Raw genomic sequence first — 3,173 nt, 5'->3', positions numbered from 1 at the left:
CCCGGAGGATATAAAGTTGAAGGCTTTGAATATACATTTCCTTTTGTGGACATCTGGATCGTGGAGACCGATAGAGAAACGAACTATGCGTTCACAAACGACGGTTACGAATTTCATTATGACACGTATTATCCCCTTGTGGAAACAACTTTTGAAGGCGCGCAGTACTATCTGCCCAATAAAGGAGTAAATATTCTCGATACGATGTACAAACGCTGGCGTGATGAAATAAAGATATTCTCCTGGTCCCATAAGTTTAAAAAGCACTCCGTCCGACAAATGACGGTTTTTATAGATACGGACGAGAACGGACGATTTAAAAACTATAAATGAACACAGAATGAAAAGACAACCAATTTTAGATTTTTTCGACATTTCGAGTAATGTGGAAGAATTGCCGAGAAACGAGTTGTTTCGGCTGCGGGGTGGCTATAGTGATGGTACGATTGACGGTGGTGAGCTGCCGGGAGTCGATGTTCCACCACCGCCGGGTAGCCCAGATCCGGATGATGATCCGTGGGATTGGGGCGGAGATGATCCCCACGATGGTTGGGAGGATGATAATTCTGACAGTGGGGGTTGGTCTGATACAGGAGGAGGTTCGGGAGGTGGCGGAGGCGGGTCGATATATACCCCACCACCAGCTAATGATGATAGCAATAATGACGAAGATGATACAGAGAACAACGACCCTTGGGAAAGAGATGAAGATGGGAATATTGTTATGACTGTTACAGACAACCAATCTCATGTTGATTATAGAAGTTCGTCTTCTTTACCTGAGGATATGAAAGTTAAGGTAATTTTGGAAGAAGTGATTATAAAGGTCGGTGACCAAGATATAACAGCTTTTAGAGTTAAAGAAGTTTTAGATATAAACGGAAATATTGTAACTGATGATCTTGAACAATATATGTCTAATTGTCATGGATATGCGTTTGGTGATGGAGAGTTATGGTTTAATGATGCTTTTTGGTCAGACCAATCGGGATTCGATCCTACTCCCAACGAATTAGGTTCTTTTGAGGATTTATTGAAAAGCGATACTTTATATAAGGAAGTTGATAGATCAGAAGCCGATTATGCGGTAATTTGGAAAACAGAAGGAGGAGTAGAGTTTTTAGCTCATTCTGCTATCGTTAATTCAGATGGCTCTTATTCTCAAAAATCTGATACCTCAAAGGTCTACGTCGTTGATAGTGAGACAGATTTTGTCAATACGCAATTACCGCCAGCTCCAGGCGATAGCCAACGAGTTGTGTACTATAAAAGAAATTTCTAGGTTAGTAATTTGTTACATTATTAGGTCTATATGAAATATGTCATATTCTTCTTAGCGTTTATAACGTTTATCCCTGATCTTTATCCACAAAATAAGCAAATACTAAAACGGGAGGGAAAATTTGCAAATGAAAATTTTAAGGCAATATTTGAATCTTACCCAGATGTCGTACGAGTAGATGTTGAGTATATAAATGGCATTCCCCATTATTTAGATCTTTATAAAAAGCCATCTGGAAATAATAATAATCAGTTGGAGTCATACTTAGTGCAATACATGGATTTAAAATTTGAAGGAGATATTCATTATTTCTATCAAGAATATAAGTTAGATCTGCCTGTTTTTTCACGAGATAAATTAGAGTTCTTCGAGAAACTTAAAAGTTATAATGCAGATTACAAAGTTGTGTCTACAATTTATAAAGATTCGATACACTATAAATTTTTTCAATCTTGCTCAGATGGTAATATTATTTTTGATCGAAAGAAACATATAATCTTTGGAGAAGGAGATAGCATAATCCGTGAGATCGAAGAATACTGTGAGAAAACTTTTAAGAACAATGATCTTAATATAAATCTCTTTTTTCAAGGAATAATAGAAAAAACCGGTAGTTTAACAGATGTCCAAGCAGTAAGAGCAACTCGCACAGCTGTGGAACAAACTATATTAAAAAAACTTCAACAGTCCGGTCATTTTTGGCGGCCAGCAATACAAGGCGGCAGACCTGTCCGTAGCGCACTTAAATTTTTTGTCACATTAAAAGAAGGAAGTTGCCAGATAACAACAGCGGGGGGAACTTATACTCCAATTGCCAAGACGAAGTACTAGTGCAGAAGATTGACGTAACGATATAATATATAGATGGAACATTATATCATCACAAGCGATATACAGCTTTATAACACGAGGGACAATACTAGCGTTATAAGGATCCGAAACCTTAAGTGTAATACGGAGAATTTTGTCCGGACAAGCTTAAAAATTAATAATCGTCAATACCATCTACGATGAAACGGAAAATATTTTTACTTTTAAACTTCTTTTTCTTGTCAACTTATTTTTTGGTAGCACAGTTCGTTAATCAACAGAAAAATGTTACTAGTCTCCGTATCGCTATTGCGGATACTAGTAATAACTACCTTTTCTTAAAGCAAGAAAAACTGAAGGAAATATGGGGGGTATTCCAGAACAACGAACTTCATGAAATACGATTACGCTACCAAGAACCAGATAATGAATTCTGGAGTAGTGAATACTACGATATGAATTTTGATGGGGATGTATATGTGTTCAAAAAAAAATATAAGAACAGTATTCACTTTTTAAAGCCCAAACTAGATGTTCAGAATATTTATGGAAGGACCAAACAATATCTAAACAGTAAACAACTTCGAACAGTTATTCGCAAAGATTCCGTGATATTTGATTTTAGACTGGAATGTTTGGGGGAGGATATGCAAGACAATGTTCCTAATCGAAACAAGTTAGGAGTGCCAGCAAAATATTTTGGCGATTTGAAAAAGCTCTCTTTATCAATAGAAAAGCAGTTTGCCGAAATCAATTCCCCAGCTGAGATTGATTCAATTATTGTTTTTCGCTGCGTAATTGATGTAAGTGGAGATATGAGTAGTTTAATTCTAGAAGCTGGTGGGCGATCTGCATTTTCCGATGCTGTAAAAAATGCATTAAATTCTTCACAAAGAACGCAAACATTGAAAGAGCCTAAGCGCTGGGTGCCCGCACGGATCAGTAGAGGTCCGGTGAAATCAAACATAAGAATATACGCCAGACTCCATAAAGACGGAAGTGTTGTATCCGCCCTATAGTCCACGTCTATGAACAATATTATGATGTCTGTAGCTTTGCTGGATGAGCAAAGAAGAAAAAA

The 3,173-nt window shown here is 37.2% G+C and carries 4 protein-coding genes; all 4 read left to right on the top strand.

What is annotated here, in order from left to right; translation table 11 throughout:
* Positions 1-333: hypothetical protein (locus FXV77_RS22255; protein ID WP_222867857.1), on the top strand; the 333-nt coding region annotated here is incomplete at its 5' end.
* A gap of 7 nt (positions 334-340) precedes the next feature.
* Complete coding sequence (locus tag FXV77_RS21795) at positions 341-1,282, top strand: hypothetical protein (RefSeq protein WP_148921360.1); 942 nt, start codon at positions 341-343, stop codon at positions 1,280-1,282.
* Positions 1,283-1,312: 30 nt separating this feature from the next.
* Positions 1,313-2,113, top strand: coding sequence for a hypothetical protein (locus FXV77_RS21790; RefSeq protein WP_148921359.1), 801 nt, complete (start codon positions 1,313-1,315; stop codon positions 2,111-2,113).
* 179 nt (positions 2,114-2,292) lie between these two features.
* Positions 2,293-3,111, top strand: a complete 819-nt coding sequence (locus FXV77_RS21785) for a hypothetical protein (protein WP_148921358.1) — start codon at positions 2,293-2,295, stop codon at positions 3,109-3,111.
* Positions 3,112-3,173 lie beyond the last annotated feature (62 nt).

This window comes from Sphingobacterium phlebotomi, assembly GCF_008180195.1.
GTDB lineage: Bacteria > Bacteroidota > Bacteroidia > Sphingobacteriales > Sphingobacteriaceae > Sphingobacterium > Sphingobacterium phlebotomi.
The sequence above is the reverse complement of the archived record's forward strand: the minus strand, read 5'-3'. Positions and strand labels throughout refer to the sequence as shown.